Here is a 23,207-nt window from a genome sequence, read left to right on the forward strand (position 1 = left end):
CGTGGACTGGTGCGGGATCGTCATGCGACGGACTCGGTGCGGTGCAGGGCTTCGCGCAGCCGGTGGCCGATCCACTCGCCGACAGCCGGCGTGACGGCGTTGCCGAAGCCGTCGACCTGGTCCCGGGCGGAGCCCCATACCTGGAACGTGCCTTCGTAGCCATAGCCGGGGAAGCTGACGTCGAACCCACATCCGCGGCCGATCTCGTGCGGGCCGAGCATCTTGAAGAAGCAGTCCAACAAGCTGATGTCGGCGAGCATTGCGCGCCACTCGGCGCCCAGCACCGCAGTGGTGTCGCGGGAGGTGAGGGTGCCGAACGGGTCGCTCAGCGGGTGCGGTGCGGTTGCGTTGGCCTCAGAGCCGTTCTGCTTGTACCAGACCGAGAAGAGGAGCGACTGGTGCGCGCCGGAGCCGACCACGGTGCCCAGCGGGTCGCTCACGGGGTGAGACCGGTACTGCGCCTCGTCGATCGAGCCGTTGTTCTTGATGACGCCGGCGGCGGTCAGCAGGCCCGGGATCTGGTCGGAGGTGACGGCGGGCATCGGCTCGCCGTGCACTGTGGGGATGGTGTTCTTCCGGAACGGCACGACTCCGCTGGAGAGCATGCCGATGCCGCCGGATCCGGCGCCTCCGACAACCGTCTCCATCGGCTCGCCGAGGTTGCGGCTGGTCGCGTGTGTCCGGTTCGGCATCACTCGCGCCGAGAGCAGGCCCATCGTCTCTGACCCGCCCTGAGTGGCCAGCGGTTCCCCGACTCCGCGAGGCGCTCCCTGGAAGTTGTCGACCGCGGCGTACACGACGGCCTTCTCGTGCGTGCTGGTGACGGTGTCCATTGGCCTGAGGAAGTGCTGGCCGTCGCCGTTGTGCCGGTGGCCGACGGTCACCATGCCCGTGAGCGCGACTGGCGGCGTCACGAGGCCGGTCGTGTTCGTCGCCGGCTGCGCCCACAACGGCTGCGACAGGTCGCGGCTGCGGCAGTCCGAGCCCGGCCTCTCGTAGGTGTTTCCAGCCGCCGCCATGACCGCGCCAGTCGACAGCACGGAGGTTTCCTGCTGGCTCGTCTGGGTGGACATGGGCTGCCACGGGTGCCGCTCGGTACCGTGCACCGCCTTGGCAGGCATCAGCACCGCAGGGAAGTCCCCGAACCGCTGGAGGCAGCGCTCGGCGCGGGCCATCGTGGCGGGCGCCATCTGCGACCAGGTGACCTCACCGGTCTTCTTGTCCACGAACCTCTTGATCTCGCGGTCGCCGATGCGGGTGCCGAGGTCGGTGAGGTCCAGGGAGTTGATCGAGGGGGCCATCGGCGGAATGACTTCGCGGCGGCAGCTGGGGCAGGTGTAGTTGTACTGCTTGCCGTACCTCACGCTTCCGGTCGGCGGGATGCCCGTTTTCCAGGTCCACACGGCTTCGACGATCGTGTGGCACCGGTCGCACCACGAGTGCGGCCGGTGGTCGAGGTCCGGTGGGGGCATCTCTTTGAGCCACATCGCGCAGAACCACCGGTCGCGGCTCTGGGAGACGCCGAAGAACTGGGTGTTGAGGTACATGACCTTGTGCCGGTAGCCGAGCAGGTCGAACTGCTTGAGCCACCACTTGTAGGTGGTCCCGTCACCGATCTTCTTTCCGGGCAGGGCTGGTCCCCACGAGACGATCTCGGTGGTGCACTCGACCAGGATCATGCGGGGTCGGTGCTGGGCTGCGTAGTGCAGCACGCACGAGGCGGTCGCACGGTCCCGTTCGGACCGGGTGACGCGCTCGTTGTACTCGGGGTCGTCGAGGTCGAACAGCGACAGGCCCTCGGCGTAGGCCTTCTTCGTGTTGGCCTGGGAATGGTTGGTGCAGGACACGCCGGCAACGAGGAGGTCGGCGGCAGGGAGCTGTCGGACGTCGTGGTAGTCCGAGGACTCCTTGTCGACGAGGTTCGCGATCCAGTGCTCGGCGTACGGGTGGTTCGCTTCGTGGACCTGGACTTTGTACTCGTTGTGGTTGGCGGCCATGATCGTGGTGAATCCGGCGCGACGGATTCCCTCGGTGAGGCCGCCGAAGCCGCTGAACAGGTCGACGGCGACGAGCTCGTCGTGGCGGAAGCGGCGGCGGCGCACGGCGGGGCGATGGGTGGCGACGCGCTGCAGGCGCTGTGCGGCACGGCTCATGCGTGGATCTCCTCGGTGCTGCAGAACAAGGTGGGCTGGGGAAGCCGGTTGGCCCACAGGACTTCCGTGCGCTCGCCGCGGGTGCCGCCCTGGCCGGTGGTGGCCTCGAATGTGGTGCGGTGCCAGCCGGCGTACAGCTCGTCGTAGAGCGGGGACGGGTAGCCGGACAGCACGACCGCTGCCGCGCAGTTGTTGAGCGCGGTGGCGAGCTCGCGGTGTTCGTCGTCGGTGCGCATCTCGTGGCGGTAGTTGTTGCCCCACACGCGGGCGCTGCCGAGGTACGGAGGGTCGACGTACAGCAGGACCTCGGGTGAGCGGCCGTAGCGCTCGATCAGGTCGAGCGCGGGACGGCACTCCAGGCTGACGTGCGCGAGGCGTTCGGCTGCGGCGGCCATGCGGTCGACGTAGCCGCGGAGGTACTTCGGCATCGAGGTGGACGAACCGCTGGGGGCGACGTAGTGGCGCCAGCCGGTGTTGCGGAGGATGCCGGCGCGGCCCTGTGTCAGGTAGGTCCAGACGCGGCGGGCGCGCTCGATGTCGTCGAGCTCGGCGGGGCGGTCGCGGGCGGCGGCGTGCTCGGCACGGGAGTGCGGCGTCAACGCGCACGCGCGGGCCAGCGCGGTCGGCTGCTCGCGCAGGACCTTCCAGAAGTGGACGATGTCGCCGTCGAGGTCGTTGACGGTCTCCATCACCGAGGGCTGCTTCGCCAGCAGCACCGCGAGGGAACCGGCGTACGGCTCGACGTAGTGCGTGTGCTCGGGGAACGTCGCGGCGATATCCCCGGCGAGCCGGGACTTCCCTCCGAAGTACGCGAACGGGGGTGCGCTCACCGGTCTCCCTCAGGTCGCTCGCCGCGCGGAGTGCCCGCGCGGCGGCGCAGCTCGTACACCAGGCCCTTGGCCTCGTCCTCGAACCGCTCGATGTCCTTGTCGGACCAGGCAGGGTCGAAGACGTTGGACTCCGCTTCCTCCAGCGCCTGCCAGAGCAGGCGTGCAGCGACAGCGCAAGCCTCGCGTCGGGCGTCTCGGCGGTTCATGACCGTGGCCTTCCGTTGCGGAGGGTCGAGGCCTCGGCGAGCAGCTGGCCGGCGATGTGGCCGAACCAGCTGCCCTTGGTTCTCTTGCCGGAGCGGAGGAAGGCGTCAGCGGTCGCGTTGAGCTCCTTGCCCTTGCGTTCGGCGTACGCGGCCTTGATAAACGGCGCGGCGGCATAGAGCGCGTGCTCTGCGCTGCGCAAGAAGAAGCGCTTCTCCGTCACCAGCAGGTCGTCCCACTTGTCGACGTCCCCGCTGTCGAGGAACTGGATCGCGCGGGCGGCAGCCTCGACGGCTTCGCGCGGAATCTGGATGTCAGCCACGGTCGTTCTCCCTCCTACGCAACTCGGCGGCTTCGTCGAGGTCGATGCCGAGGTGCTCGCAGTGGGCGAGCACTCGCATCGCGGCGGCGTGCAAGCTCAGGCGGGGCGACTCGCCGGATTCGGCGCACGGGAGGCAGAGGGTGGCGCAGAAGACGCCCACGATCGTGTCGAGCGTCGCGGGCTGAAGCTGTTCGCTGGTGCCACACGCGTCACAGCGGTTGGCCTGCGGGCAGCGGCTGGTGTCATCGAGGTCAGCCACGGGCGATCACCTCGGCGCGTGCGATGTCGCAGCGGTCGCCGCACGGGCCGCCGGTGTGGCCGCCGCAGTGGTGGCACTCGTGGGCGCCCTCGACCTCCATCGGGACCATGACGCACATGCAGTCCTCGTTGTGGACGTGCGGTGGCGTGGGGTAGGCGGTGAAGTTCACCCACAGTTGGTCCTGCGTGACGCGGTGCCAGCCGACCGATCCCTGCTGGCTGATGAAGACCTTCGGCTTCCCCTCGTAGTCCTTGCCCTCGCCGAGGACCTCGAAGATGGTGCCGTCGGAGTCGCGGGTGATGAGCGGAGTGAAGAAGCTCATGCGCGCACCGCCTCGATGGCGGCCAGCACGGCGGCGGTCTGGTCTGCGGGGACGTGGATGGCGCGGGCGAGGGTGCCCTGTGCGGGGCCGAGGATGTTCCAGGCCGTCAGCACGTCCAGGCAATCCTCGGCGCGCTTGAAGCCGAGGCGGAGCTTGCGCTGGACGAACGAGGTGCCGGAGTGGCGTTCGGTGAGGACGAGCCGGGCGACGTTGGCGACGTCGGCGCCGAGGTCGCCCGGCGCCTTGTCGACGCTCCAGCCCTTGCCGACGCGAACCAGGTGGTCGACGGCGTCGAAGGTGAGCGCGCCTTTGGCGATGAGCCAGCCGAGGACTTCCTCGACGGAGGGTGTGGCCCAGTGATGCTTGCGGGTGTTGCAGTTGGTCTCGCGGCAGTTGCACTCGGACTGGTGGTAGCCCTCATTGTGGGAGGCCTCGATCAGGTCGCCGAGCGGGACCAGGCGGTCGTAGGCGTCGTCGGGGAGGCCGACGAGGTCCGGGTTGTCGGGGTGCCCCTTGCGGAGCGGAACGTAGCTCACGGGATCACGACGCCTTCGGGGATGGTGGTGGGCTTGAAGCCCGAGGGCCACGGGAGGTTGTTGATCGCTTCGCCGGAGCGGATGCACCAGTCCTGGGCGCTGCTCCACGCCTCGGGGGTGTCGGGCTTGACGTTGAACGCGGTGTCGTTCTCGTCGCAGCTGGCTTCGGTGAACAGCCAACGGGACTGGTCCGTGACCGTCGGCGCGGTTTCGTCGGGTGAGTCGTTGGCGGCGAGCACCACCGCGACGACGATGATCAATGCGAGCCAGGCTCGGACGTTCACGCGATCACCTCGGCGGGCTCACGCACGTGCTGCGGCGCGCGGTGCGGTGCGAGTTTGAAGCTGGGAAGTTCCTTGGTACCGCCGTCCTTGGTCGGCACGGTGATGAACCAGGGCCCGGCGAATAGCCCGTATGCGGCCCAGTCGCATCCGCGCTTGGCGTGCTGGCGGCCGTCGGTTCCGGTGGCTGCCTTGGCCAGTGCGCCGCAGGATCGGCCGATGCACTCCTGGCCGACGAGGTACGGGTCGGCACCGATCGCGATGAAGTCGGCGGCGCAGGCGATATCGGAGCATTTCGGACAGATGAACGCCCACTGCTTGGTGTCGTCGCCGAACCGGCGGCGTGCCTCGTCGCAGAGTTCCTGCTGAGTCAGGTGGTTCTCGGACTTCGTCGTGATCGTGACCAGAGATTCGGTCGGTGCGTTGTAGATCCACAATGCGGGTCGGGCGTCGACGTCGTTCGTCTGCCGCAGCAGGTTCTTGTCGCGGAGTTCGCGGACCAGCTTGTAGGTCGTGTTGTAGGACCAGGACCTCTTGGCGTTAAAGGCGTCCATGACGCTGAACGGCTTCGTCTGCTCCCTGATCCAGGCGGTGATCTGGTCGATCTGTATCAAGGTGGACCTGGTGGGATTCTTCCCGAAGCGGGGGTGCTCCATGGTCGTGTCCGTCACGCGGTCTCCTTGGTGGTGAAGGTGATGCGGGGCAGGTGGTCCTGGATCTCGATGTCGTCGAGGCCAAGGCAGGCTCCGTAGTCGGTGTCGACCGGTTCGCCGTGGTCGATGGCGTAGCGGACGAGGGCCGTGAGCTGGCAGACGATGACGTGGTCGTCGGGCTCTCCGTCGCGGCGGTCGTCCTGGGTCGCGACGACGGTGTGCGGGGCGCGGACGAGCAGGCGGCCAGCGTGGCGTGCGCCGGGCTTGGGGAGGATCTGGGTGCCGACCGCGGGCAGCGGCGGGCAGGCGCAGGCGCCGGGGCAGCCCTTGCAGCTGGAGCAGTGGGAGACGGTGCCTTCTCCGCAGCCGGGCCCTTGGCCGGCAGCGAGGAGGTCCATGCACTCCAACGGGTCCGGGGCGGTCATGACTGCTCGCCGTTCTCGGCGGCGGCCAGCTCCCGCAGGATGTCGACGCTGAACTCGGCCTCCGCCCACCGGTCGGCGCCCTTCTTGGTGAAGCCGAGAATCCTGCCCAGTTCGGGCACCACCTCCCACACGCGGACCTCGGTGCCGTTGAGCGTCTTGCCGACCACCTCGACCTTTGCGCCGCGAGGGCAGTCCTTGCTTCGTCCCCAGTGGAACGCTGTCAGGACCGGGTCGGTCAGGGTGTCGTGCCACAGCAGAAGGGCGGATGCATTGATCGGCTCGCAGCGGAGCGCGCTGCTTGAGATCTGGAGCAGGTAGCCAGGCGCGCTGCGGCTGACGTTGACGCCCGGGAGGTCCGGGTGGGCGTTGAGGTGCTCGGCGAGAGCGGCGAACAGGGCGGCGAGGTCGGTTGCGGCGGTCATCGGGTTTCTCCGGTGGTGTCGATGGGCGAGTCGCGGCGCTCAATGCGAAGGCGGCTAGTCGAGGTCGTCGAAGATCTGTTTGATTCGCTTGCTGGCGCGGGTCAGCGCTCGGGCGACGAGGCCGGCGAGGATGACGCCGCCGAGGACGATCGCCACGGAGACAACGGCGGCGCGGAGCCCGTAGTTCTGGGCGAGCACTCCGATGAGGAGGACCGCGGCGAGGACGACGGCAGTGAGCCTGCGGGTCATGCCGGCACCACCCCGGCGATCGCGGCCCAGAGCAGGATCGCGATCTGCAGCGTGACGAGGACCGTTTCCACGGCATCGACGAGCGGCGCGGGCTCGGGCCGGTGGTTCACGGTCAGCTCGCCGTCGCGATGGACACGCGGCCGGTCTGCTTGTTTACGGTGATGCGACCCGCGCGGAGCAGCTCGTGCAGGGCGATCGCCTGGCCGAGCGGCACCGACGCACCCTGTTTCCCGGTGGCGAAGCCGCCCTCGACGCCGATGTTCCGGTTCCAGGCAACGGCTCCGGCGCGCACGGCGTTCTCGGCGGTGATGCGCGCCCTTTCCTGCTGGTTCGACATGATCGGGTCCGGGTGCCGGTAGAAGTCGGCACGCGCGATGGTGCTCGTCATGCTGGTGTCCTCCGTGGACGGTTGTTGGAGGACGCCGCCCGGCCCTGGGGAAGCCGAAGGCCGGGTGGGGTCAGCCCGCGAGCTGCAGTTCCGGCGAGTTGAGGACCTCGTCGATGAACTCGGGCATCGGGGCGCGCTCGGCGAAGTACCGCTCGGCGAGCAGCCCGGCCGACACCGTGTCGATCGGGCCGCTGGCGGGCGTGGCCGAGCCGAGCCGGTCGAGGAGCTGGTCGTCGTCGGCCACGGTCGGCTTCCCGGCCGAGGCGACGGTGACGGGCACCGTCTTGGTCTCCAGGTTCCGGCCGAGGACGCAGCCGTAGACCTCGCTGTGGATCAGCGCGTACTGGGTGACGCAGCCCTTGCGGCGGACGTAGAGCTTGCAGCCGTGGGCGCACTCGCGCATGCCCTGCACCTCGGACCAGGTGGAGGTCGGGCGCACGTAGACGGTGACGTGGTGGGCGATGTCGGCGGCCTCGCGGCCGATGATCCGGATGCGCTTCGCGGTGTTCATCGATCTCTCCTGATCAGTCGGCGTAGGTGGGCAGGACGTCGTCGAGCCGGGCGGCGCGGACGACGGCGTAGGGGTCGAGGCGGTAGGCGGCCTCGTCCCAGACCTGGCCGTACGTCTCGTCGCTGGGGTCGTGGGGGCGGTGCTGCATCGCGTCGCCGTCCGAGATGAACTCGACCGCGTAGCCGCGCTCGGCCCAGGCCTCGACCAGGACGGGGGCGAACAACGAGGTCGCGGCCTCGTCCAGAGCAGCGCGGTGGTCGTGGACGAAGTCGGCGGGGAGCTGCTGGTAGCAGCGCCACTCGTCGGCCGCGTTGCGCCAGGCGTAGGCGGTGTTGTCGACCGCCACAAGCCGCCCGTCTCGTTCAGAATCGCGAGACGCGAGACGGTGTGGACACAACAAAGGCGTCACGTCGTCCTCCGAGAGTCGACCGAGGCAGCGGGGGCGGGTTTCTGTGGTACGAAAACTAGCATCCGTCCGCGACGGGTGCAAGGGTTTTCGTGACACGAAAACGCGGTATTCTGTTCGCGCCCCCGACGCACGCGAAGGAGCACCATGGCCCGGCCACCGAGCGAAGACCCCTTGAAGTCGCGCTCGTTCCGCCTTGAAGAGTCCACGTGGGATGCCCTCGGCCCCGACCCCCGCAGAGTGCTGCAGGAGCTCGCGCGCGCGTATGTGCGCCTTAAGCCAGGCGCCAAGACCATGAAGGTGCCGGAGAAGCCGGGGGTCGTAGACATCACGCCACCGGCCGAATCTTCAGCGGATCCAGGATCTTCGCGCCGATCGACACGCCGGTCGGGATAGCTCCGGTTGCCAGGTGGCGTCGGGTTTCCTCGTCGGGGACGGTGATCGCGAAGTTGCGGCACCACACCATGTACCAGCGCTGGGCGGGCTGGCCAGCGTTGGTTTCGCCCTGGCCAGGTGTCCGTACCCAGCCGCCGCACTCACAGCCCGGATCGAAGCAAACTTCGCCCGCCGGTCCGTGCGCGCGGGAGGGTGTGCGCCGGTAGCGCTTCATCTGGCCGGCGACCATCGGGCACGCGCGGCGTGAGTACGCCGCGCACTCCGGATGGACCGGTGGTTCCGTCGTGGTGAGGTCCTCAAGGGAACGCTCCGACACGAAGAACACCAGCGGTTGCGGCGCGATCTGCTGGCCGTCGATCTGGCAGCGGCTCTCGACGAAGCACAGGCTGGCGCGCGTGTTGTGCATGTTGCCGAAGTCGAAGGTGCCGTCCCCGAGCTGCACCGACACCCACGGCACCACCAGGCCGCCCTGACGCGGGCGGCCCTCCAGTCGGGCAGGCACCGGCACCGTCACGCTCGGCACCTCTCGCATACCGTCTCGTCATCGACGGTGCGCATGAGGACGTCGCCCTCCTCGTACTGGTGCTCGCACGTCGGACAGACGCCGGTCCTGGGCGCACGCCACCGCCGGACGACCTCGATCTCAGCCATGTCGCCGACGTCGAGCTGGAGCCCCCGGCAGTGCGCGCACTCCTCGGGCCACAGGTCGCTCTTCTCGCAGCGCTCACGGCGCACGGTCGTGGTCACGTCAGGTCTCCGTTCGCCGCAGCGAGCGATCGCGAGCTCCTTCGGCGTCGTCATGCGACACCTGCCGGGAACTGGTTGTGCTGCACGCCGTCGAGCTCACGGCCAGCTGCCTTCTTGCCCACCTTCGCCATGAGCCACGTGCGTGGGTCACCGGGCTGGTGGTCGTCGCCGACGATGTAGCCGTCACGTTCGAGCTGGATCACCGTCCGACGCTCAACGACCTCCAGGTGCACCGCCTCCGTGCGGGCGTCGTCAGCGATCGAGCCGGGGCCGTCGTCCTCGCAGTAGAGCGGGCCGACAGGAGCCCACTCGCCGTGCTGCTTGAAGAAGAACGGCACCCCAGCCTGCTGGCACTGGGTACGCGGCGAGCGGGCCCAGTCCGGGTGCATCGGCCGAGCGCCGGGCCCTGACTCGCCACCGACGATGACCCAGTCGAGCCGCTTCGCCTTCTGAACCCAGAGGCCGGTGGTGCCGTGCCGACCATTCACCACGTCGAGGCGGGTTCCGCCGCCGTCCGTCCACGGCAGGCGGGTCAAGTCGATGGCACCCAAGAGCGGCTCAGCGGAGATGAAGCGAACCGCGGCCGGGGTCATGAGCAGATGCGGGATGCGTACGTTCGCCCACCGCTGGGTCTCTGTGCTCGTGCCCAGCCATACGTTCGGCAGAGGCCGCAGTTCGTCGTCGACGGTCTTCGGCTCGTCCAGCCACGCCTGCACGCGGTCAACGTCGGCGTAGGGCATCTTCGCGTCGACGTTCTCGATCACCCAGCGCAGCGCCTCGTTGAGGAGCGCCTGCCAACGCGGCTGGTCGTTGAGCAGCAGCTTCGCCCGCTCGGGGCGCTTGGTGAGGATCTGAAAGGTGTGCCGGGGTGTCAGGGCCATGACGATCCACTGGCGGGCGACCAGTTCCGCGGGCACCTCCTTGAGGAAGAGGTCGCTGAGCGAGTTGACGAAGATCTTCTTCGGTGCCCGGATCTTCAGCGGCATAGCCAGCTTCTCCGGCCGGAACACGAGCCCAGTGGTCGCGCCGAGGCCGTCGTGGTTGAACTTCTGTCCTCCCATGCGCAGCGGAGGCTGACGGGGGATGTAGCAGTTCAGGCAGCCCTCGGACTTGCGCCTGCAGCCCCAGACGATGTTCTGGGTGAGGTCGGTCCATTCGATGTTGGTTCCGCTAGCCACGGTCGACCTCCGTACGGAACGGCAGCACGAGCAGGTGGTCAGCGTCCGAGCAGTCCCAGCAGGCGTTGTGGTCGGTGAACGCCTTGTGGATCGCCTGCTGCACGGTGTTGTCGAGCGCGGCGAACAGCTCCCGTGACGGCTGAGTCCAGTCGACCCCGCCTACCTGGCCGAGGCGGGCCGCGATGGACTGCGCGACGTCCAGCGGGACGCCAGGCGCGGCGACCTTGAGCAAAGTGGGCTCGTGGGTGACGGACCAGCGGCCTGGGCGCAAGCTCCACCGACCGTCGTGAAGGCCGTGGTCCTGGGTGATGATCAAGCCAGGGGTCCTGGTCGGCACGTACGGGGTCGCGATCGTGTTCGCGATGCCGCTCCCGGACACGGTGATGTTGACCGTGGCCAGGCCGCCTGGCAGCGGCGGCTGGTCGACGGGGTTTCCCCCAACGCGGGTCATCGCGTGGTTGTTCTGGATCTGCTGGCTCCAGAACCAGTTGAACTCGCCGGCGGTGTCGCCGTCTTCCTGCGCCTGGTGCACCCACGCGGCCAGGTGGTCGGCCTCCTGCGGGTCTCGGCGGCGCAGCGCCTCAAGAAAGACGATCGCGGGGAACTTGCTGATGTAGTGCGCGATGGCGACGTGGTTGAGCTTGTCGGTCTTCGGGTCGTGGATCCGGTCGAGCAGCCGTGCGGCTTCGACCAGCGCGTGCCGGATGTAGTCCTCGGCGGTCTTGATCTCCATGGCGGGCTCAGCGGCGCTGTGCGCCTCGTCGACCGTGGAGGGCGTGGTGGTCATCAGGTTGGTCCTTTCGTGCCGTCCTGGCGGCGTTGGTCGCCAGGACGGCGGTCTTGGTGGGCTCCGGGTTACTTCTTGTCGCCAAGCCCCATCTTTCGAAGGCGTTCCCTGCGGCCGAGGTGCGGTTTGCACCGCAGGCACGGCCTGGGGTTGTCGGCGTCTCGGTCGATCCAGCCCTTCTTGCACCTGGGGTCCATGCATGCGCCGTCGTCTGCTGTCGTAGCTGGCAGGGGGAGCAGTGCCTCCTGCTTGGTGCTGTTGCATGCGGGCTCGACCGGCAGGTCATCGGCCTGCTCTGGCTCGGTCGGTTCACCGAAGCGGTCTGGCATGGCGATCGGCTCCACGAGGCGAAGGTGGCGTCGGCGGCGAGGTGCGGTGCGGCGGTCAGGAAGCACTGGGGATCACCTCGGTGCTGATCTCTGGATGAGCGGCTTGCAGGGAGGCCAGCAGCTGGTTCCGCCGCTGCTGTTCCTGCTCGGGGGTGAGCAGTTCGCGCCCCTCCGACTGGGCGCGCAACTGCGCCGAGGTGGTGGCCGCAGGACGCCTTCGGCGGAACCCCTCGACGGCGACTGCGCGTGCCTGCTCGGTTGCTGGCGGCGGCACGGCCCGTGGGTCACGTGGGCTGGCCTCGTTGATGACCGCCCTCGGTCGTTGCGGCGTGCTCGTGCCCGGCGGGGTTGGTGCTGGTGAGGGAATCGGCAGCTCGTCGGGCGCGATGGCGCGGGCAAGGTAGCTGGCCGCGTTGCGAGTGGCTTGCCGGAGCCGGCCTCGCAGGTGAACGTCGAGCTCGGCGAGAGTCTGGCCGTGCTCGATCACCGCCGCGTGGACGAGTACGGCCAGTTCGTTCGCCTTGGCACGATTCGGTCGTTGCCCGTCAGGCCACGGCAGCGCGGCGATCAGCGCAAGTGCTTCGGCGAGGTCGTGTTCGCTGGGATTCGCGCGCTTGTGCTCGACCGCGGCTGGCTCGGCCAGCCGAGCCGCGGTCTCCTCTTCCGTCCTCCCTCCCTCCCTTACGGTCGGGAGGACGGAAGAGGGAAGGGGGTCGGTGCTGACCGACCCTTCGGTGGTCAGCACCGACCCTTCGGTGGTGGTGACCGACCCTTCCACGGTCAGCACCGACCCTTCTTCAGCGGAAGGGGTGGCGGAAACCGACCCTTCCGCAGTGAAAGGACTGTTGACGGACGACCCTTCGGGCGTGGAAGGGTCGGTCGCAGCGGGCCCTTTGTTCGGCAGTTTGCAGGTGCGGCAGGGACACCCTTCTGGGGCCGGAAATTCCGGCATCCTGTACCGAGGCACACGTCCTCGGAACGCGTAAACGGGGCTGCCGTTCTTGTCCTCACCGAGAGGCACGCGGACGTCGAGCTTGCGCTCCTTGGCCAAACGGCGCAGCACCTCTTGAACGCCGTTGATCTTCAGCTTCATGCGCCGGGCCAAGTCCGCCGTGGAGCAGTCGCACTCGCGGGCATCAAGCCGCGGGTCTGCGCCGCAGTACTCGGCGATCACGACGAGCAGCAGCGTCTCGGCTGGCGTGAGATCAGCCGGCGCGTGGTCGAGGACTTCCTCGACGAGCTGCCAGGTCATGTAGTGGCCTCCAGGTGCTTGAGGGGAGGCGCGGTCAAGCCGCGGCGGTATTGGTGGTGCTGTGGTTCGGCGCCAGGCCGAGCCGCTCGCGAATGCGAACCGTGGTTGCCGTCGTCATGCAGGTGTGAACAGCAACCTGGAGGTCGGTCCACTTCTTGTCGTGAATGAGGTGGTAGACGAGGTCCTCGCGGTCCTTGGTGGGCAACGACTCCGCAGGCTCGCGGCCTTCGACGCACGCTTCCCAGATCCACTGCGAAGCGCGAGGACGTCCCAATGCCAGCGCCGATGGCAGCGATCGCCGTCTACCGGTCATGCCGCGTCACCAACCTGATCGAGCCGCACTCCGCCGCTGCGGTCGAGGAACACCCGCGCGTGCCCGTAATTCGCCGTGTGGATGAGCGTGGACACCGTCGCCGGATCGTTGGGCCACGGCACGATCCAGCCGTTGTCCTTGGCGTCGTCCGGATGCTGGTGAATCCAGCCGTGGCAGCCGTCGAGGTTGCCGTGCCCGCACGCCCACAGGCCGTTCTCGGCGACCCACAGGCCGCCCTGGCTCGCGTGGCGACGGTGGCTGAACTCCCGCCCCCTTCGCTGGCACCACGGGGACTGCACCTCACACCAGCCATCGAGCCGACCACGGGCGAGCGGCCGCGCGATCTCCCGGCCGATCAACAGATCCGGGTCAAGCTCATCGACTGCGGCGAGGTCCACGGCCACGTGGGACGCTGGCCGTGGACGCTGCGCCTTCAGCGGGGTGCGTCGAACGAGGGGCCCGCCCGGCTGGAGCGGGGCGCGCCGCTCCAGCCAGGTTCGCCGCTCCAGCGGGCCGCCGCGGTTCATGACGGCCAACTCGGCGGGTCCAGGTCCAGCTTCGCGAACCGGCTTACCCCGGCGGCCAGCACATCGAGGTCGGCCTGGACGCCGCCGGCCTCGTCCGCAATCGCCGCGATGTCGATGAGCTGGCTGGTGTGCCGCTCCAACTCGGCGACGATGTCGTTGATCCCCGCAACGATCGTCATCAGCTCGGCGCGGTGAGCAGCCACCCGCACGAACATCTGACGCTCGCGGACCTCGGCCGCGTCGACGGCGCGTTCCTCCGGGGTACGCCGCCGAACGACGGGACACGTCGGGCACTGTGGGCAGCACGGGACGCAGAGGGTGCCCTCGCAGCAGGACTCCGCTCGGTGCGCGCCGCAGCACCAGGTGATCACACGCTCGCCGACGCCATTCGCTCCGGCGTTGAGGGCGATGACGCCGATCACGACGTCGCTCCGCTGGCGGAACCCGTGCTGTTGTCGCGCAGCCAGCGGGCCTCCTGCTGGCAGTAGTAGCAGCTCGGCTCGTCGGTGCTGTGCGTTTCGTAGTGCTGTCGCCCGGCCACGTCCCCCTGGCAGTCCCCGCACTCGGGGTCCCACGCCATCGCCTTGCCGTGGCCGTCCATGTGTGGGCTGTACTTCTTGAGCATCGGGTTCTCGTTGACGATCTCGCCCTCGACGGTGTCCCCGCCGGTCGCGACCTGCCCTTCGGCGCCCTCCAGGACGACCGAGTCAGCCTCGGGGCGCTCGGCGTGGTGGATGGCGTCGAGGTTCGGGGCCAAGTCGACCCGGACGCTGCCGTCTGCGGCGATCGCGGCCGCGAGTTCCGGGGTCTTGGGCATCCACTTGGACAGCTTTAGGAAGGCCGTCTTGACCGACATCGTGTCGAACTCGTCAACCCAAGGGCCGACGATGACCTTCTTCTTCAGAGCCTTGTCGTACTTGCGGGCCATCGCGTACTTGTCGCGGTGGTCCTCCGCTTCCTCCTTGGACAGGCTCCAGAAGGTGTAGCCGCCGTTCGTGTAGCGGACGATGGCGTAGTAGTCGGTTGCCTCACCGCGTCGTCCTCGCGCCGGCTTGTGCTCCAGCCTCTCGTTGAGTCCGTACTCGACGTCGTAGTGGTCGTTCTCGTACACGACGCGCCCGACGACGCTCGCGATCTGCCCGGATCGCTGCGCGAGCTCGCGATAGCCCTGGTATCCCATGATCAGCTGGGCGTTCCAGGAGTTCCCCCAGACGTCAGCTCCCTTCTCGTCCTGGCCAACCACGACTCGCTTCTTGAACGGCAGCAGCCAGCAGTGCCCGAGGCTGGGCACGTTGGGCCGGAGACCGAGCTGGGCGCAGGTCATCAGGGCACCGATCACGGTGAGGTGGTCGCACTGGTCGAGGTCCTTCGTCGTTCGCACCGCAGTGAGCGCGTCGCGGATCAGCTGCGTCGCCTCGGCTCCCTTCGGCATGGCCGCAGCGAACTGGCCCTCCATCGAGCGGATGAACTGCGTGAGCGTCTGCGGCTGCTGCTGCACCTCGCCCGGCTCGCGCACCGCGACGTCGGTGCTGGTCGTCTTGATCTGCTGCGCGCGCTCGTTCAGTCGCGCGCCAACGTTCTTTCCCATGTGGACGGTCCCCTAGACGTTGAACTGCAGCACTCGGCTGCGGTAGGCGGCGTAGATGTCCGGCTGCTCGACGGCGAGCCGGTCGACGTCGGTGGTCTCGACGGTGGTGGTGATGCGGTACTTGGCCGCGAGTTCGGGCTGTTCCTTCGCGAACTCGGCGTACTTGAACTTGCGCGTGGGCTTCCAGGTGGCGAGCACCTTGTCGCCGCAGCGCAGTTCCTCGGCCTCGCCGAGGCGTCGCCGCACGCGGTTCTTCAGCGTGTTGTGGTCGCGCTTGGCGTCCTTCTCGCCTTGGTCGAGCTTCTGCCGCGCGCGCCCCAGCTCGGCGAACTCCTCGGCGTCCACCTCGACGACCGCGCCAGGGGAGGAGACCCGGTACCGCTTGCTGATGTACGCGGTGAACGCGTCGCTGCCGTCGGCCGGTGGCTCGACGTCGCCCTCGACGTAGGTGGTCCACCAGTGCCGAGAGATGTCGACGAGGTCGGCGACGATGTCGTCGTCTCGGGCGACGTACCGGTAGACGTTGCGCTGTCCGGCGACGAGGCAGGCGACCCACCAGCCAGGGAGGCCGGTGACCGCCATGCCCCAGTGGGCCTGCAGCTCGGCGTGGTCGGCGACGAGCGGCTCGTCAGCGGTACCCCACTCGTGGGCCTGCCACGGTCCACACGTCTTGCCCTCGTAGCCCTCCAGCCCGCTGCTGGTGACGACCAGCCCGTCGGGGTTCGCGAGCATCCACGGATACCGCGTTGAGCGGAACATGCCAGCGAGCCGGACGTCGACGTGGTGCACGCGGGCGAACCGGTCGCGGACGACGGGCTCCAGCAGGACACCCATCTCGGCTTCTTCGGACAGGTAGCCGTCGACGAGCGGGACGCGGCCGGTCTTGTCCTCCCACAGCTCGATCGGCGCTTCCCACCTGCTCATCCCGACGAGCGCGGACACGTCCGAGCCGCCGATGCCGGTGCGGCGCATCGCGAGCCACAGTTGCTTCTCCGCGCCGTGCGGCAGGATCTGGACCGCGTCGGCCGGGTCGATGCCGTCGACTGCGGTCCCCGCAGGATGCAAAGTTTGCGTCACGACGCGACCGCGCGGTTCTGGCTGCCGTCGTGCGGGGTGTGCACGCGCAGGCCGGCTTTGAACGGGTACACCTTGATGAAACAGCCGACGTGAGTGGTGTCGGGGCTGGGCCGGTGGCGACCAGGCGTGGGCGTAGGGTCACTTTCCGGTGTGGGATTCTGGTTGTCGTGCACGGGAGATCTCTCCTCCTGTGTCAGGGCCGTCCCATCGCTCCGGGTTGCAGCCGGGGTGGTGCGGGCGGCCCGTCGTTGAACAGCGCCGGGCTACAGCGCTTGGGTCATGCGGCGGCGTCCGCCTTCTCTGCGCGCACGGCGGCCGACTGCTTCATGAGGTCCGCGATGAACGCGTCGATCTCGGCCACGGGGATGCGCCACTCCTTGCCCCACTTGACGGCAGCGATCTCGCCGTCGCTGATGAGGCGGATGACGGTGTAGTAGTTGAGCTGCAGGGCTTCGGCGGCCTGGTCGACCGTGTAGAACTTCAGCTCGACCTCACCGGTCGATGCCGCGTCCTTGCGGCGCTTGGAAACGCTCATGCGGCAGGCACCTCCACCGTCTCGTCACTCGCGTCTTTCGGCGAGACGCGAGACACGATGGGCGCAACAAAGAGCTGGCCTTCCTGCAGGGAAAGCTCCTTCTCGATCACCCGGGCGACATCGGCACGACACCGCACCTGCCGACCCGAGCGGAGTCGGCCGATCATCGCGCGACTGGCGTTGACCTTGATCGCCAGCGAGCGAACCGACTCACCGCGGCGCCGCATGTACTTCGCGAGCGCCTCCGATGCGATGAGTTCAAGACCGTCACTGGCGGCGATCTGCGGCACGGGGTGGTCTCCTTTCCTTCGATGCGGGACTGCGCAACCGAGACTAGATAGCGGTCTCGCGTCTCGCAACAGTTAACGAGACACGAGATGGTTACGACGATCATCAGCCAGCCCTGGACCGTTCGGTCCACCTGCACGGATTCAAGGCATAGCCGTGGTCCCAAATTGTCGCGAGATGCGAGACACTGACAGCGGCCGTCTCACATGTGCAGGCAACGGGGGCCTCACACGAACGGCGGATACGAGCAGGAGGATGGGCGGCAGTGAGCGCACTCAGCGAGTACGTCTCAAGTCTCAGCGTCGACAAGGGCATGTCGCTGCGCCAACTGGCTGACCTCGTCGGCATCAGCGTCGAAGCCGCCCGCCGTCTAACAAAAGGGCATGGTGGCACTTCGGACGCGACCCTTGAGCGCGTCGCTGCGAGATTGCCCGGTGCCGACCTGATGAAGCTACGCAAGCTCGCCGGCCTGTCGATCGAACGCCCGTTCGAAGTTCCAAGAGAGTTTGATCAGCTGACCCCAGGGGAGCGACGCGTCGTCATCGCTGTAGGCCGACAGATCTTGGCTTCGTCAGGTCGGCTCGATCCACCGGCGGATCAGGAGAACACCGACGATTCGCAGGGTGTGACGCACGTCTGAACGCACTCAGCACGATCGAGTGATGATCGGACACGTGCACCAACTGGCGGCCACCAAGCGCAACCTTTGGACACTAACGGCCCACACATACGCAAAATTGCGTAACCCAGTTGGCCTAGCGATCAGTGACGAAGTTTTTTGGATTTACCCCGAATGTGTGGTTACTCGGCAGTAGAGTCTGCGAGGACGGGCTATTCCATGCCACCGAAGACGAAGGTGTCTTCATGGCCGCCGACACCACCACGACCTACCACTCGCTCCTGCACCGACTTCTGGGGACCGTGCCCGCGGTGATCTTCCGAAGAGGTTCCACTCCAAACGGCGAAGTGGGTATCGTCCAGCACACCAACAACATCGTCACGATCAGCCGCACCGCATCCGCACCGGAGTTCGCGAGCGCACTCATGCGGGCGACCGTGAGCCTTCACCGCGGCGCCGCCCACGCCTCGGATCCAGTGCGCGAAGCGACCACCATCCGCGAAACCGCCGCCCGGCTTGCGGTGCACCCAGTGCTCCCGCTCCTCGATGCCGGCGTCGAACCCGAGACGCTCGCCCGCGCCCTCGGCGTCGACCTCGAGACCGTGCTGTTGGGGATCCGACTTGCCATCGCGGACCGCGACGACCAGATCTGGGGATGAGCCAGCATGGGAAGAAGACCGAGGCCGATCGGCACCTGGGGAAAGATCACGATCACGCTAATCGGCCCCAAGAAGTGGCAGGCATACGCCAGGTACCGGGACGTCGACGGCCGGCTGAAACCAATGCAGCGGATCGGCACCTCGAAGTCCGACGCCGAGGACAACCTCAAGAAGGCTCTGGCCGAGATCGTCAGCACCTTCGGCTCCGCCACGCTTGACCGCCACAGCCGGCTCAAGAAGGTTGCCGAGGCGTGGCTGCAGGAACTGCGTGAGGATTCGGCCGCTGGCGACGTCGCCTCAGGGACTCTGCGCAACTACTCAAGCTGGACGAACAACTGGGTTATCCCAAGGCTCGGAAACCTCGTGTTCGGAAATGGCGAGGTATCGGTGGGCGCCTGCGAGGGATTCATCAAGGCAGTTCGCCGAGAGAAGAGCCTTGACAGTGCGCAGGCGTGCCGAACCGTTCTTTCGATGATCTGCACGTTCGCGATCAAGCACAAGCTGATCGAGCACAACCCTGTGCGATCCGCGAAGCAGATGAAGAAGACGTTGGACGATCACAAGGAAATCCTGGCGATGAACGCCGCTCAGCGGACGGACATGCTTAACGCCTTGCGGGAGTTCGGCGAGAAGAAGCAGTTCGATTCGATGAACCGTTCACTCGGCGAGCGCGGAAAGGTCTGGCTCGATCTTCCCGACCTTGCGGAAGCAATGTTGGTGACCGGGGTTCGCATCGGCGAGATCATGTGCGTTCATGGTGACGAGGTGTTCCCCGCCGAGAAGAAGGTGCTGATCGCTCATCACATCGATCGCGTCAGCGGCAAAGGGCTCGTGCGGCAGCCCGGCCGCAAGGGGGGTCTGCCGCCGATCGTGAAGTTCATCCCGGACTGGTCGATACCGATGTGGCGCCGACGGAAACTGGCGTCGGGTGGTGGCGTGGTCTTCGCGTCCTGGGCCGGCGGCCTGCTCGACCCGAGCACGCTTCACCATCGCCTGCGTGAGGCGCTCGACGCGTGCGGTTACGAGTGGGTCACGTCTCACGTGTGGCGGAAGACCTACGCGCTGATCTTGAAGGAGGCGGGCTTCACCGACGAGCAGATCGCCGAGGAGCTCGGGAACACCGTGCGGGTGGCGCGGCAGCACTACATCCCGCGGGCGCTTGGGTCTCAGGCTGCGGCGGCGGCCCTGCAGGCGGCGTTCGAGCCATCAGCCGAAAGTGCAGACTAAGTGCAGACCGGCGGCTGCGAGGGGCCGAGAAGCAGGAAGCCCCAGGCCATCTGACCTGGGGCTTCGGCTCCCCCAACTGGACTCGAACCAGTAACCCTGCGATTAACAGTCGCATGCTCTGCCAATTGAGCTATGGGGGAATGTTCTGTTGTGTCTGTCAGGCTTGGTTCCTCCTGACAGTGGGTAACTCTACATGAGGCTCAAAACGGGTTCTGCACGCACCCCCCGTTTAGCCCAGACAGAGCACTTGACCAGGCACGATGCGGAGGGAACGCGGATGATGAAGGCCATCTTGCTCGGAGCGGCCGTCGGCTACGTGCTCGGCGCGAAGGCCGGGCGGGAGCGCTACGACCAGATCGTGCGCGTCTGGCACCGGCTCACCGAAAGCCCGACCGTGCGCAAAGCCGCAGGTACGGCCAAGGAGAAGGCGTTCGAAGCCGCTCACATCGCCAAGGAGAAGTCGACCGAGGCCGCCCACTTCGCCAAGGAGAAGTCCCCCTGGCGCAACGGGCAGCCGGTCACCTGAGACGGTCGTCACACCTGCGCGACCACGAAGATCCGCCTGAACGGGAACCAGGTCGTGCCGTCGGCTCGCTCGGGGTACGCCTCGCGCAGCCGCGGCGCGAGCTCGGCGACGTAGGCGTCCCAGTCCGCTGAGGACAGAGCAGCCCGCACCGGCCGCAACGCCGTGCCGGACACCCACTCCAGCACCGGATCGGGCCCGGACAGCCGCTGCACGTACGTGGTCTCCCACACGTCCACAGAGGAACAGCCGGCCAGCAGCTCCGCGTACTCCACCGGGTGGAGCACCGGCTTCTCCGCCCGGAACACGTGCGCCAGCCGCTCCCCCGCCACCTCGCGGATCAGCCGGTGCGAGGGGTCGCCGTAGTTGCCGGGCACCTGGAACGCGAGCCACGCTCCGCCAGGCAGCCGTGACACCCACCTTCGCACGATCGAGGGGTGTTCCGGCACCCACTGCAGCACCGCGTTGGACACCACGACATCGGTGTCGGCCGGCGGTTCCCACGTCGTGACGTCGCCCACCCGCGCGTCCACCCCTGCCTCGCGCGCGGCCTCGACCATCTCCGCCGACGAGTCGAACGCCTCGATCGCCGCGCCGGGCCACCGCTCGCGCAGCGACACGGTCAGGTTGCCGGGTCCGCACCCGACGTCGACCACGCGGCGCGGAGAGTCCGCTCGCACGCGTGCCAGGAGCTCGTAGAACGGCCGCGCCCGGTGATCGGCGAAGGCCAGGTACTGCGCCGGATCCCACATACGACTAACAGTACACGCGTACTGCTAGCGCGCCAGTGAGTCAGCGCGGCAGCTTCTCCAGGAACGACGTCACGGCAGCACGCACCGCCGCCTCGTCCACCCCGGCATCCCCGCGCGCCTGCCACACCGAGCCGTCCCGCCCCGGCACCTTCCGCTGCACGATCCACACGCCGGGCGGATCGACGCGCTCCCGGTGCCGGATCGCCCCCTCCACCCGCTGCGAGATCGCCCGCATCACCCGGCCGGGCTCCTCCAACGCGAACCGTTGCGGCGCAAGGTCCTCCAGCAGCACCACGGACTCGACGACGCCCGCCTCGCGCGCCTCGACGACCCGCAGGGCGCCCTCCCACTTCACCTTGCTGACCAGGTGCCACCCGATCCGCCGCGGTCCCGGCACCCACAGTCCCAGTGACGTCACCACGAGGTGCCCGCCGCCACCGACGGAAGCCCACGCCACCACGGTCTCGTCCGGCTCCAGCGACCCGGTGAACCCGTCCGGCGCACCCGAGCCGAACAGCCTGTTCCACAGCCCCATCTACAGCACCCCGGCACTCTGCTGCAGCAGCGCCTTGCGGTACTCCTCCAGCGCCACCAGGTCGCCCCACAGCGCCCGGTACTCGTCCGCGTCCTTGATCGGCGACAGGCGCCGCAGCCGCGACTTCACGTCCTCGATCTGCTTGCCCACCTGCACCTCCTGCAGGCGCGCGATCACCATCGACACGTAGCGGAACTCGTCGTCCTGCTTGACCGCCAAAGGTTCCACGGCCAGCTCGGTCAGCACCGAGCGCACCGAGGCGTGCGAGCAGTTCTGCGAGATCGCGTCCAGGTACGCGGTGCCGCCGAGGCCGCACGACGCTCCGCCAGCGGCCCGGATCGCCCGGTGCAAAGCCACGTAGGCCGGGTCGGTGAACGCCTCGTCGGGCAGCGAGTCGTACAGCGGGCCCGCATACTCGGGCAGGCGCAGTGCGACCTTCAGCACCTCGCGTTCGGGCACCAGGCGCGGGTCGCGCGGGTTCGGGCGGGCCGGGCCGTCGACGTCCACGGACAGCGCCATCTGGTTCGGGTCCGCGCGCGGTGCGGCCACGGGAGCCTTGCCGCCGGCCACCTGGCGCACGCGGCGCACGACCATCGCCTCGTCGTCCCAGCCCACCCACCAGGCCAGGCGGGTGGCGTAGCCGTCGCGCTTGGCGCGGTCCTTGATCTGCGCGACGAACGGCACCATCTTCTTCAGCGCCTCCACGCGGCCGTCGACCGAGTCGAGGTCGTAGGAGCGCAGCTGGGCCTTGATGGCGAACTCGATCAACGGCGTGCGGCGGGCCACCAGGTCGCGCACGGCCACGTCGCCCTTGGCCTGCCGCAGCTCGCACGGGTCCATGCCGTCGGGTGCGACCGCGATGTAGGTCTGCGCGGAGAACTGCTGCTCGCCCTCGAACGCCTTCAGCGCCGCCTTCTGGCCCGCCTCGTCGCCGTCGAAGGTGAAGATCACCTCGCCGTTCACGTCGTCGTCGATCAGCAGCCTGCGCAGCACGTTCATGTGGTCGGTGCCGAACGCCGTGCCGCACGAGGCGACCGCGGTCGGCACTCCGGCCAGGTGCATGGCCATCACGTCGGTGTAGCCCTCGACGATCACGGCCTGCTTGCGCTTGGCGATCTCCCGCTTGGCCTGATCGAGGCCGAACAGCACCTGCGACTTCTTGTAGATCATCGACTCGCTGGTGTTCAGGTACTTCGCCTGGATCGGGTCGTCGTCGAAGATCCGCCGGGCGCCGAAGCCGACGACCTCGCCGCCGATGTCCTTGATCGGCCACAGCAACCGCCGATGGAACCGGTCGATCGGGCCCTGGCGACCCTCCTTGACCAGCTGCGACTTGATCAGCTCCGCGAGCTCGAACCCGCGGCCGAGCAGGTACTTCGTGAGCTTGTCCCAGCCTCCGGGGGCGAACCCGCAGCCGAACTGGCGTGCCGCGGCCTCGTCGAACCCGCGTTCGGCGAGGAACTCGCGCGCGGGCTGGGCGTCCGGTGTCGCGAGCTGCTCGGCGTAGTACTCGGCGGCCGCCTTGTGCGCCTCGATGAGCCTGCTGCGCGTGCCGCGGTCGCGCTGGATCGTGTTGCCGCCGCCCTCGTAGGTGAGCTGGATGCCCGCCCGGTCGGCCAGCCGCTCGACGGCCTCCACGAACGACAGGTGCTCGACCTTCATCACGAAGGCGATCACGTCGCCGCCCTCGCCGCAGCCGAAGCAGTGGAACGTGCCGTGCGACGGGCGCACGTTGAACGACGGCGTCTTCTCGTCGTGGAAGGGGCACAGGCCCTTCAACGCTCCCCCACCGGCCCGCTTGAGCGAGACCTGGTCACCGACGACCTCGTCGATGCGGCTGCGTTCACGCACCAATGCGATGTCGCTTTCCCTGATGCGTCCTGCCACACCCCGAGTCTACGGCTTGCCGAAATC

The 23,207-nt window shown here is 68.1% G+C and carries 36 protein-coding genes and 1 tRNA gene; 4 read left to right on the top strand and 33 right to left on the bottom strand.

Annotation, left to right across the window (positions count from 1 at the left end; genetic code table 11):
* Positions 1 to 20: 20 nt before the first annotated feature.
* The 29 genes from BBK82_RS03595 to BBK82_RS03725 form a co-directional block, all read right to left on the bottom strand.
* The gene (locus BBK82_RS03595) at positions 21 to 2,153 is read right to left on the bottom strand and encodes a DNA cytosine methyltransferase (protein ID WP_065913716.1); all 2,133 of its coding nucleotides are present in this window, start codon (positions 2,151 to 2,153) and stop codon (positions 21 to 23) included.
* Positions 2,150 to 2,983, bottom strand: a complete 834-nt coding sequence (locus tag BBK82_RS03600; RefSeq protein ID WP_065913717.1) for a DNA adenine methylase — start codon at positions 2,981 to 2,983, stop codon at positions 2,150 to 2,152. The genes BBK82_RS03595 and BBK82_RS03600 overlap by 4 nt, the downstream gene beginning before the upstream one ends.
* Positions 2,980 to 3,189 (bottom strand): hypothetical protein, encoded by a 210-nt coding sequence (locus BBK82_RS03605; protein WP_065913718.1) that lies wholly within the window; start codon positions 3,187 to 3,189, stop codon positions 2,980 to 2,982. The genes BBK82_RS03600 and BBK82_RS03605 overlap by 4 nt, the downstream gene beginning before the upstream one ends.
* Positions 3,186 to 3,509 carry a hypothetical protein gene (locus tag BBK82_RS03610; protein ID WP_065913719.1) on the bottom strand — a complete coding sequence of 108 codons (324 nt, stop codon included), beginning with the start codon at positions 3,507 to 3,509 and terminating at the stop codon, positions 3,186 to 3,188. Before BBK82_RS03610 ends, BBK82_RS03605 begins: the two co-directional genes overlap by 4 nt.
* On the bottom strand, positions 3,502 to 3,768 hold the full coding sequence (locus BBK82_RS03615; RefSeq protein WP_065913720.1) for a hypothetical protein: 267 nt from the start codon (positions 3,766 to 3,768) through the stop codon (positions 3,502 to 3,504). The genes BBK82_RS03610 and BBK82_RS03615 overlap by 8 nt, the downstream gene beginning before the upstream one ends.
* Complete coding sequence (locus BBK82_RS03620) at positions 3,761 to 4,090, bottom strand: hypothetical protein (protein WP_065913721.1); 330 nt, start codon at positions 4,088 to 4,090, stop codon at positions 3,761 to 3,763. The genes BBK82_RS03615 and BBK82_RS03620 overlap by 8 nt, the downstream gene beginning before the upstream one ends.
* Entirely contained in the window at positions 4,087 to 4,626 is a 540-nt protein-coding gene (locus BBK82_RS03625; RefSeq protein WP_065913722.1) for a DNA translocase FtsK, read from the bottom strand. The genes BBK82_RS03620 and BBK82_RS03625 overlap by 4 nt, the downstream gene beginning before the upstream one ends.
* Complete coding sequence (locus BBK82_RS51440) at positions 4,623 to 4,910, bottom strand: hypothetical protein (protein WP_065913723.1); 288 nt, start codon at positions 4,908 to 4,910, stop codon at positions 4,623 to 4,625. The genes BBK82_RS03625 and BBK82_RS51440 overlap by 4 nt, the downstream gene beginning before the upstream one ends.
* Entirely contained in the window at positions 4,907 to 5,578 is a 672-nt protein-coding gene (locus BBK82_RS03635) for a VVA0879 family protein (protein ID WP_065913724.1), read from the bottom strand. Before BBK82_RS03635 ends, BBK82_RS51440 begins: the two co-directional genes overlap by 4 nt.
* Positions 5,575 to 5,985 (bottom strand): hypothetical protein, encoded by a 411-nt coding sequence (locus tag BBK82_RS49680; RefSeq protein WP_154697040.1) that lies wholly within the window; start codon positions 5,983 to 5,985, stop codon positions 5,575 to 5,577. The genes BBK82_RS03635 and BBK82_RS49680 overlap by 4 nt, the downstream gene beginning before the upstream one ends.
* Positions 5,982 to 6,407 (bottom strand): hypothetical protein, encoded by a 426-nt coding sequence (locus BBK82_RS49685; protein WP_065913726.1) that lies wholly within the window; start codon positions 6,405 to 6,407, stop codon positions 5,982 to 5,984. Before BBK82_RS49685 ends, BBK82_RS49680 begins: the two co-directional genes overlap by 4 nt.
* Positions 6,408 to 6,461: 54 nt before the next feature.
* Positions 6,462 to 6,656: a hypothetical protein gene (locus BBK82_RS03650; protein ID WP_065913727.1), complete on the bottom strand. Its 195-nt coding sequence runs from the start codon at positions 6,654 to 6,656 to the stop codon at positions 6,462 to 6,464.
* Positions 6,657 to 6,768: 112 nt separating this feature from the next.
* On the bottom strand, positions 6,769 to 7,044 hold the full coding sequence (locus BBK82_RS03655; RefSeq protein ID WP_065913728.1) for a hypothetical protein: 276 nt from the start codon (positions 7,042 to 7,044) through the stop codon (positions 6,769 to 6,771).
* Between the two features lie 70 nt (positions 7,045 to 7,114).
* The gene (locus tag BBK82_RS03660; RefSeq protein ID WP_065913729.1) at positions 7,115 to 7,555 is read right to left on the bottom strand and encodes a hypothetical protein; all 441 of its coding nucleotides are present in this window, start codon (positions 7,553 to 7,555) and stop codon (positions 7,115 to 7,117) included.
* Positions 7,556 to 7,568: 13 nt separating this feature from the next.
* Positions 7,569 to 7,901 carry a hypothetical protein gene (locus BBK82_RS03665; protein ID WP_065913730.1) on the bottom strand — a complete coding sequence of 111 codons (333 nt, stop codon included), beginning with the start codon at positions 7,899 to 7,901 and terminating at the stop codon, positions 7,569 to 7,571.
* Positions 7,902 to 8,289: 388 nt separating this feature from the next.
* Positions 8,290 to 8,871, bottom strand: coding sequence for a hypothetical protein (locus BBK82_RS03670; RefSeq protein ID WP_154697041.1), 582 nt, complete (start codon positions 8,869 to 8,871; stop codon positions 8,290 to 8,292).
* Complete coding sequence (locus BBK82_RS03675) at positions 8,868 to 9,158, bottom strand: hypothetical protein (RefSeq protein WP_065913732.1); 291 nt, start codon at positions 9,156 to 9,158, stop codon at positions 8,868 to 8,870. Before BBK82_RS03675 ends, BBK82_RS03670 begins: the two co-directional genes overlap by 4 nt.
* Positions 9,155 to 10,282 carry a DUF5131 family protein gene (locus BBK82_RS03680; protein ID WP_065913733.1) on the bottom strand — a complete coding sequence of 376 codons (1,128 nt, stop codon included), beginning with the start codon at positions 10,280 to 10,282 and terminating at the stop codon, positions 9,155 to 9,157. Before BBK82_RS03680 ends, BBK82_RS03675 begins: the two co-directional genes overlap by 4 nt.
* A complete protein-coding gene (locus tag BBK82_RS03685; RefSeq protein WP_065913734.1) occupies positions 10,275 to 11,069 on the bottom strand; it encodes a hypothetical protein in 795 nt (264 codons plus the stop codon). Before BBK82_RS03685 ends, BBK82_RS03680 begins: the two co-directional genes overlap by 8 nt.
* A 68-nt stretch (positions 11,070 to 11,137) precedes the next feature.
* On the bottom strand, positions 11,138 to 11,413 hold the full coding sequence (locus BBK82_RS03690) for a hypothetical protein (protein ID WP_065913735.1): 276 nt from the start codon (positions 11,411 to 11,413) through the stop codon (positions 11,138 to 11,140).
* A 40-nt stretch (positions 11,414 to 11,453) separates the two neighbouring features.
* Positions 11,454 to 12,650, bottom strand: a complete 1,197-nt coding sequence (locus tag BBK82_RS03695; RefSeq protein WP_065913736.1) for a helix-turn-helix domain-containing protein — start codon at positions 12,648 to 12,650, stop codon at positions 11,454 to 11,456.
* A gap of 34 nt (positions 12,651 to 12,684) precedes the next feature.
* Positions 12,685 to 12,963 carry a hypothetical protein gene (locus BBK82_RS49690; protein WP_154697042.1) on the bottom strand — a complete coding sequence of 93 codons (279 nt, stop codon included), beginning with the start codon at positions 12,961 to 12,963 and terminating at the stop codon, positions 12,685 to 12,687.
* Complete coding sequence (locus BBK82_RS03700) at positions 12,960 to 13,367, bottom strand: hypothetical protein (protein WP_065913737.1); 408 nt, start codon at positions 13,365 to 13,367, stop codon at positions 12,960 to 12,962. The genes BBK82_RS49690 and BBK82_RS03700 overlap by 4 nt, the downstream gene beginning before the upstream one ends.
* Before the next feature lie 119 nt (positions 13,368 to 13,486).
* Positions 13,487 to 13,912 carry a hypothetical protein gene (locus tag BBK82_RS03705; RefSeq protein WP_065913738.1) on the bottom strand — a complete coding sequence of 142 codons (426 nt, stop codon included), beginning with the start codon at positions 13,910 to 13,912 and terminating at the stop codon, positions 13,487 to 13,489.
* Positions 13,909 to 15,078 (bottom strand): recombinase RecT, encoded by a 1,170-nt coding sequence (locus BBK82_RS03710; protein ID WP_065913739.1) that lies wholly within the window; start codon positions 15,076 to 15,078, stop codon positions 13,909 to 13,911. The genes BBK82_RS03705 and BBK82_RS03710 overlap by 4 nt, the downstream gene beginning before the upstream one ends.
* Positions 15,079 to 15,090: 12 nt before the next feature.
* A complete protein-coding gene (locus tag BBK82_RS03715; protein ID WP_154697044.1) occupies positions 15,091 to 16,155 on the bottom strand; it encodes a YqaJ viral recombinase family nuclease in 1,065 nt (354 codons plus the stop codon).
* Positions 16,152 to 16,328, bottom strand: a complete 177-nt coding sequence (locus tag BBK82_RS49695; RefSeq protein ID WP_154697045.1) for a hypothetical protein — start codon at positions 16,326 to 16,328, stop codon at positions 16,152 to 16,154. The genes BBK82_RS03715 and BBK82_RS49695 overlap by 4 nt, the downstream gene beginning before the upstream one ends.
* Before the next feature lie 104 nt (positions 16,329 to 16,432).
* Positions 16,433 to 16,690 carry a helix-turn-helix domain-containing protein gene (locus BBK82_RS03720; protein WP_065913741.1) on the bottom strand — a complete coding sequence of 86 codons (258 nt, stop codon included), beginning with the start codon at positions 16,688 to 16,690 and terminating at the stop codon, positions 16,433 to 16,435.
* Positions 16,687 to 16,980 carry a helix-turn-helix domain-containing protein gene (locus BBK82_RS03725; protein WP_065913742.1) on the bottom strand — a complete coding sequence of 98 codons (294 nt, stop codon included), beginning with the start codon at positions 16,978 to 16,980 and terminating at the stop codon, positions 16,687 to 16,689. Before BBK82_RS03725 ends, BBK82_RS03720 begins: the two co-directional genes overlap by 4 nt.
* A gap of 263 nt (positions 16,981 to 17,243) precedes the next feature.
* Between BBK82_RS03725 and BBK82_RS03730 the strand changes: the two genes are divergently transcribed.
* From BBK82_RS03730 to BBK82_RS03740, 3 genes are all read left to right on the top strand, one after another.
* Positions 17,244 to 17,618, top strand: a complete 375-nt coding sequence (locus BBK82_RS03730) for a helix-turn-helix domain-containing protein (RefSeq protein ID WP_065913743.1) — start codon at positions 17,244 to 17,246, stop codon at positions 17,616 to 17,618.
* A 224-nt stretch (positions 17,619 to 17,842) separates the two neighbouring features.
* Complete coding sequence (locus BBK82_RS03735; protein WP_065913744.1) at positions 17,843 to 18,256, top strand: hypothetical protein; 414 nt, start codon at positions 17,843 to 17,845, stop codon at positions 18,254 to 18,256.
* 6 nt (positions 18,257 to 18,262) lie between these two features.
* The gene (locus BBK82_RS03740; RefSeq protein ID WP_154697046.1) at positions 18,263 to 19,483 is read left to right on the top strand and encodes a tyrosine-type recombinase/integrase; all 1,221 of its coding nucleotides are present in this window, start codon (positions 18,263 to 18,265) and stop codon (positions 19,481 to 19,483) included.
* A 67-nt stretch (positions 19,484 to 19,550) separates the two neighbouring features.
* Here the strand turns inward: BBK82_RS03740 and BBK82_RS03745 are convergent.
* Positions 19,551 to 19,623 (bottom strand) — tRNA-Asn (locus tag BBK82_RS03745).
* 137 nt (positions 19,624 to 19,760) lie between these two features.
* Between BBK82_RS03745 and BBK82_RS03750 the strand changes: the two genes are divergently transcribed.
* Positions 19,761 to 20,009 (top strand): hypothetical protein, encoded by a 249-nt coding sequence (locus BBK82_RS03750; RefSeq protein ID WP_065913746.1) that lies wholly within the window; start codon positions 19,761 to 19,763, stop codon positions 20,007 to 20,009.
* A gap of 8 nt (positions 20,010 to 20,017) precedes the next feature.
* Here BBK82_RS03750 and BBK82_RS03755 read toward each other — a convergent pair whose 3' ends face one another.
* From BBK82_RS03755 to dnaG, 3 genes are read right to left on the bottom strand one after another with little or no spacing between them, the layout of a single operon-like run.
* Positions 20,018 to 20,758 carry a trans-aconitate 2-methyltransferase gene (locus BBK82_RS03755; protein ID WP_065913747.1) on the bottom strand — a complete coding sequence of 247 codons (741 nt, stop codon included), beginning with the start codon at positions 20,756 to 20,758 and terminating at the stop codon, positions 20,018 to 20,020.
* A gap of 40 nt (positions 20,759 to 20,798) precedes the next feature.
* Positions 20,799 to 21,293 (bottom strand): hypothetical protein, encoded by a 495-nt coding sequence (locus BBK82_RS03760; protein ID WP_065913748.1) that lies wholly within the window; start codon positions 21,291 to 21,293, stop codon positions 20,799 to 20,801.
* Positions 21,294 to 23,180, bottom strand: coding sequence for a DNA primase (gene dnaG, locus BBK82_RS03765; RefSeq protein WP_065913749.1), 1,887 nt, complete (start codon positions 23,178 to 23,180; stop codon positions 21,294 to 21,296).
* Positions 23,181 to 23,207 lie beyond the last annotated feature (27 nt).

The sequence above is a fragment of the Lentzea guizhouensis genome, assembly GCF_001701025.1.
GTDB lineage: Bacteria > Actinomycetota > Actinomycetes > Mycobacteriales > Pseudonocardiaceae > Lentzea > Lentzea guizhouensis.

What these genes read in the sequence shown, in the direction of transcription:
- BBK82_RS03595 (WP_065913716.1), bottom strand. Translation starts at nt 2,153, where the DNA reads ATGAGCCGTGCCGCACAGCGCCTGCAGCGCGTCGCCACCCATCGCCCC.
- BBK82_RS03605 (WP_065913718.1), bottom strand. Translation starts at nt 3,189, where the DNA reads ATGAACCGCCGAGACGCCCGACGCGAGGCTTGCGCTGTCGCTGCACGC.
- BBK82_RS03620 (WP_065913721.1), bottom strand. Translation starts at nt 4,090, where the DNA reads ATGAGCTTCTTCACTCCGCTCATCACCCGCGACTCCGACGGCACCATC.
- BBK82_RS49680 (WP_154697040.1), bottom strand. Translation starts at nt 5,985, where the DNA reads ATGACCGCCCCGGACCCGTTGGAGTGCATGGACCTCCTCGCTGCCGGC.
- BBK82_RS49685 (WP_065913726.1), bottom strand. Translation starts at nt 6,407, where the DNA reads ATGACCGCCGCAACCGACCTCGCCGCCCTGTTCGCCGCTCTCGCCGAG.
- BBK82_RS03650 (WP_065913727.1), bottom strand. Translation starts at nt 6,656, where the DNA reads ATGACCCGCAGGCTCACTGCCGTCGTCCTCGCCGCGGTCCTCCTCATC.
- BBK82_RS03655 (WP_065913728.1), bottom strand. Translation starts at nt 7,044, where the DNA reads ATGACGAGCACCATCGCGCGTGCCGACTTCTACCGGCACCCGGACCCG.
- BBK82_RS03660 (WP_065913729.1), bottom strand. Translation starts at nt 7,555, where the DNA reads ATGAACACCGCGAAGCGCATCCGGATCATCGGCCGCGAGGCCGCCGAC.
- BBK82_RS03675 (WP_065913732.1), bottom strand. Translation starts at nt 9,158, where the DNA reads ATGACGACGCCGAAGGAGCTCGCGATCGCTCGCTGCGGCGAACGGAGA.
- BBK82_RS03685 (WP_065913734.1), bottom strand. Translation starts at nt 11,069, where the DNA reads ATGACCACCACGCCCTCCACGGTCGACGAGGCGCACAGCGCCGCTGAG.
- BBK82_RS03695 (WP_065913736.1), bottom strand. Translation starts at nt 12,650, where the DNA reads ATGACCTGGCAGCTCGTCGAGGAAGTCCTCGACCACGCGCCGGCTGAT.
- BBK82_RS49690 (WP_154697042.1), bottom strand. Translation starts at nt 12,963, where the DNA reads ATGACCGGTAGACGGCGATCGCTGCCATCGGCGCTGGCATTGGGACGT.
- BBK82_RS03710 (WP_065913739.1), bottom strand. Translation starts at nt 15,078, where the DNA reads ATGGGAAAGAACGTTGGCGCGCGACTGAACGAGCGCGCGCAGCAGATC.
- BBK82_RS03720 (WP_065913741.1), bottom strand. Translation starts at nt 16,690, where the DNA reads ATGAGCGTTTCCAAGCGCCGCAAGGACGCGGCATCGACCGGTGAGGTC.
- BBK82_RS03735 (WP_065913744.1), top strand. Translation starts at nt 17,843, where the DNA reads ATGGCCGCCGACACCACCACGACCTACCACTCGCTCCTGCACCGACTT.
- BBK82_RS03740 (WP_154697046.1), top strand. Translation starts at nt 18,263, where the DNA reads ATGGGAAGAAGACCGAGGCCGATCGGCACCTGGGGAAAGATCACGATC.
- BBK82_RS03750 (WP_065913746.1), top strand. Translation starts at nt 19,761, where the DNA reads ATGATGAAGGCCATCTTGCTCGGAGCGGCCGTCGGCTACGTGCTCGGC.
- BBK82_RS03755 (WP_065913747.1), bottom strand. Translation starts at nt 20,758, where the DNA reads ATGTGGGATCCGGCGCAGTACCTGGCCTTCGCCGATCACCGGGCGCGG.
- BBK82_RS03760 (WP_065913748.1), bottom strand. Translation starts at nt 21,293, where the DNA reads ATGGGGCTGTGGAACAGGCTGTTCGGCTCGGGTGCGCCGGACGGGTTC.